This window comes from Geminicoccus flavidas (assembly GCF_009806515.1).
GTDB lineage: Bacteria > Pseudomonadota > Alphaproteobacteria > Geminicoccales > Geminicoccaceae > Geminicoccus > Geminicoccus flavidus.
Genome location: NZ_WUJP01000779.1, coordinates 1 through 3,664, shown reverse-complemented (window position 1 = coordinate 3,664; position 3,664 = coordinate 1). Strand labels below are relative to the sequence as shown.

Genomic DNA, 3,664 nt, shown 5'->3' with positions numbered 1-3,664 from the left:
CACCCAGCCATCGCCGCCATTATTGCCGGGGCCGCAAAGGACGATCACGGGGCGACGGGCGAACCGCGCCTGGATCGCGCGCAGGACCGCCGTGCCCGCGCGCTCCATCAGCACGCTGCCAGGGGTGCCGGCTGCGATCGCCAAGCGGTCCAGTCGCGCCACTTCTGCAGGTGCGAGCAGCACGCCGTCGGCCGGGGCCGGGCAGGGGAAGCTCCTGCGGGAACCGCCGGGGTGCGCGGGTTCGCCGGCCAAGGGCCTGCCGCCGTCAGTGGTGGTTGCGATAGCGGGCAGCCGCCGCCCGCTCGATCGCCGCGGCCACTAGGCTGTCCATCTCCAGCCAGTCGCGCAGGTTCTCCAGCACCTGAAGCTCCTCCTGGCCCGCCACCCCGTCGGCCGCGGCGACGTCGCAGGCCAGCAGGTAGGCCGTCTCGCGCATCGGCCGGTCCAGGGCCTCCTGGATCTCGGTCACCAGCTCGTCCACCCCGCGCTCCTTCTGCAGGACGAGCGCCACATGCCGGCCGATCTCGGGAATGCTCTCGCGATCGAAGTCGCGGAACGCCGGCAAGGTGGCGACGAGGCGGCCGATCATGCCGAGCTCGCTGTCGGTCATCTCGCCTTCGGCCGCGGCGATCAGCACCATGGTGGTCACCAGTGCTTTCTGTTGACGAGCGAACGACGACATCGGCATGCCCCTTGAGATTGACCCGGATGCCCGTCTGGGCCTGCCGGCCGCGGCAGATATGCGGATGTCGGGAGAGGCTCGCAACCATGCCGATCGAAGTCGCCGCCGAGATCACCACCGCCCTGCAGAATGGCCGGCCGGTGGTGGCACTGGAAACCGCGCTGGTGAGCCATGGCCTGCCCTGGCCGCACAATCTCGAGACCGCGCTGCGGATGGCCGACGCGGTCCGCTCGGAGGACGCGGTGCCGGCCGTGATTGGCGTGCTGGACGGCACGCTGCGCGTCGGCCTGACCCAGCCCGAGCTCGCGCGATTCGCCAAGGAGGAGGGCTTCGCCAAGTGCTCCTTGCGCGAGCTGCCGCTGGTGATGGCGAACGGCGGCAACGGCGCGACGACGGTGGCCGCCACGGTGGAGGTCGCGGGCCAGGTCGGGATCGGCTGGATGGCGAGCGGTGGGATCGGCGGTGTTCATCAGGGCGTCGAGCAGAGCGACGACGTGTCGGCTGATCTCGACGCGATCCGGCGGGCCCGCGCGGTCGTGGTCTGCTCGGGCGCGAAGATCATCCTGGACCTGCCGCGCACCATGGAACGGCTGGAGACGCTCGGCATCCCGGTGCTGGGCTGGCAGACCGAGCAGATGCCGGGCTTCTACACCGCCGAGACCGGCCTGCCGGTGGCACCGGTCTGGGACGAGGGCACGCTGCAGCGCTGGCTTTCCGCCTGGGCGGAACTCGGGTTCGGCTCAGGGGTGGTGCTGGCGGCCCAGCCGCCGGCGAACCTGGCGCTCAGCGGTGCGGAGGTGGCGCGGCTGGTGGCCGAGGCGCGCGCTTCGGTGCCGGAGGCGGAGCGCAGCGGCAAGGCAGCCACCCCGGCCTTGCTCGCCGCCATGGCCCGGCTGTCCGAGGGGAGGACGGTGGAACTCAACCGCGAGCTGATCGTCGCCAATGCCGGGCTGGCGGCCCGGCTGGCCAGGCGCTGCGGCATCGCCCGCAGCGAGCGAAGCTAGGTCGGATTCAAGGCGAACGAATCGCAGATCAGTTCAATCTGAGCGCGAAATACGGCTTGACCCGTCGCGTTGCCAGCCGCCATCGTCGCCCTCGGTTGGTCGCACGGGTTCCAGTTCAGCATGGACGCATCTACCGAGCCGCGCCGGATCCTGATGACCGGGGTGACGTCGTCGACCCGCCGGCTGGTGCGCCATGTCCTCCAAAGCCTGGGCTACCAGGTGGACGAGGCCGCCGATGGCGTGGCGCCCGGTTGGACCGCCTATCTGCTGGTCATCGCCGGTGCCCGTGCCCATCAGGCCGCTTCGGGCGGCCCGGCGGTGCCGACCATCCTGGTAGGCGTCGCCACCGCACCGCCGGACCGGCCGGAAGTGCGCGCCTGCCTCCTGGAGCCCCTGGAGTTCGGCGCCTTCCTGGCCACGGTGCGCGCGGTGCTGGACGCGGAACCGGTGCCGGCCCCCCCGAACGGCGACCCGGTCGACCTTGCCTGGCTCCGGGAGTTCGCCGGCGACGACCCGGACCTGTTCGAGGAACTGTCGGTCCTCTACTTCGCCACCGCCCGCAACTACCTGGCCGAGCTGGGCAGGGCTGCCTGGGACGGCGCCGATGCCAGCCGCACCGCCCATTCGCTAAAGGGTGCCTCGGCCAATTTCGGCGCGAGGGAGGTGGCGATGCTGGCGCTGGATGCGGAAGCGCACGGCGTCACGCCAGAGCGGGTCCAGGCGCTGGCGGCGACGCTCGACCGGGCGGAAGCCTTCATGGACGCGCATCTGGCAGCGCTGCGGCGTCCGGGATGAGCCGCGCGCGGCTCCGCTGCAACACCGTGGGTTTCGCCGTCTCCGCGCAATGGTGGAAAGTCTTGATGCTATCGCCCGCCTGTCCTGTTGTCGCCGGCGCGGCAACCCCCGCGCGGCAACGGTGGCGCCATGCTCCAGCATGACCGGACGTCGCCTGCGGCAAGCAGCGTTTGTCGAACCCGCCGCCGGCAGGGTGGTGACTGGAAGAGGTGCAGGATGCTGAACGGCGCGCGTCTGTTGGTGGCAACGAGCCTGGGCCTGGTCGCCGTGGGCTGCACCCAGGCGCCGGCTCCCCATTTCGGCACGCTCAACCCGGCCGGCCTCGACGACTATTACCTCAAGCAATACGACATCGAGGCGGTGCGCCGGATGGTCCCGCAGGGCCCGGCCTTCAACGACCAGCTCCGGGTGGGTTACCTGGAGCTCGCCGACACCATCGGCGACCAGGGCGACGACGGCGACGAGGACCATTTCCTGCGCAAGGCGGTGGCCTCGGCCAAGGGGCTGGCGCAGGTGCCGGACCAGGTGGTGATGCCGGACGGGCTGGACTACCGCGCTGCCGGCACCGATGCCGACGGCGCGCTGGCGACCGGCCGGGCCCGGCTGCTCGATGCCTTCGGCAGGAACGCGCGCAAGCTGGCGCCGCTGGATGCCGCCAGCGCCCAGGTCGCCTGGGACTGCTGGTTCGAGGGTGCCGAGGCCGGGCGGACGGATCAGGTCGCCGAGTGCCGCAAGCGCTTTGAGGATGCGATGGACCGGGTCGACGCCGCGCTGGACGGCGACGAGGAGCAGGCCTTCATCGTGTTCTTCGCCTGGGACGACGCCACGATCACGCCGGTCGGCCAGACCGTGTTGGAGGAGGTCGCAGCGGCCTACCGCAGCGGCCAGTCCCCCCGGATCGTGCTGGCCGGCCATGCCGACCGCTCGGGCACCGAGGCCTACAACCTGCAGCTCTCCGAGCGGCGGGCGAAGAACGCGGCGGCGGTCCTCTCCACCATGGGCGTGCCTGCCGAGGCCATGGAGGTTACCTGGTACGGCGAGACCCGGCCGCGCGTCCCGACCGAGGACGGGGTGCGCGAGCCGCAGAATCGCCGGGTCGAGTTCACCCTGCCGGCCGACTGACCGGCCGGCCATTTCCCAGGGCTCGTGTCAGACGCAGCCCCGCCCGTGGCTGGTCGCCCAG

At 71.5% G+C, this 3,664-nt stretch carries 5 protein-coding genes; 3 read left to right on the top strand and 2 right to left on the bottom strand.

Features of this window, described 5'->3' with window-relative positions; all coding sequences use genetic code 11:
- Together EQG76_RS22450 and EQG76_RS22445 are read right to left on the bottom strand one after the other, a co-directional pair.
- On the bottom strand, positions 1–180 hold a 180-nt coding region (locus EQG76_RS22450), incomplete at its 3' end, for an NAD(P)H-hydrate epimerase (protein WP_321573499.1).
- 85 nt (positions 181–265) lie between these two features.
- A complete protein-coding gene (locus tag EQG76_RS22445) occupies positions 266–649 on the bottom strand; it encodes a tellurite resistance TerB family protein (protein WP_265338966.1) in 384 nt (127 codons plus the stop codon).
- Positions 650–768: 119 nt separating this feature from the next.
- On the opposite strand from EQG76_RS22445, the gene EQG76_RS22440 reads away from it, so the two are divergent.
- The 3 genes from EQG76_RS22440 (at position 769) to EQG76_RS32990 (ending at position 3,603) form a co-directional block, all read left to right on the top strand.
- Positions 769–1,686 (top strand): pseudouridine-5'-phosphate glycosidase, encoded by a 918-nt coding sequence (locus tag EQG76_RS22440; protein WP_159716543.1) that lies wholly within the window; start codon positions 769–771, stop codon positions 1,684–1,686.
- 120 nt (positions 1,687–1,806) lie between these two features.
- Complete coding sequence (locus EQG76_RS22435; RefSeq protein WP_159716542.1) at positions 1,807–2,481, top strand: Hpt domain-containing protein; 675 nt, start codon at positions 1,807–1,809, stop codon at positions 2,479–2,481.
- Positions 2,482–2,697: 216 nt separating this feature from the next.
- A complete protein-coding gene (locus tag EQG76_RS32990; RefSeq protein ID WP_159716541.1) occupies positions 2,698–3,603 on the top strand; it encodes an OmpA family protein in 906 nt (301 codons plus the stop codon).
- The last annotated feature ends 61 nt before the right edge of the window (positions 3,604–3,664 follow it).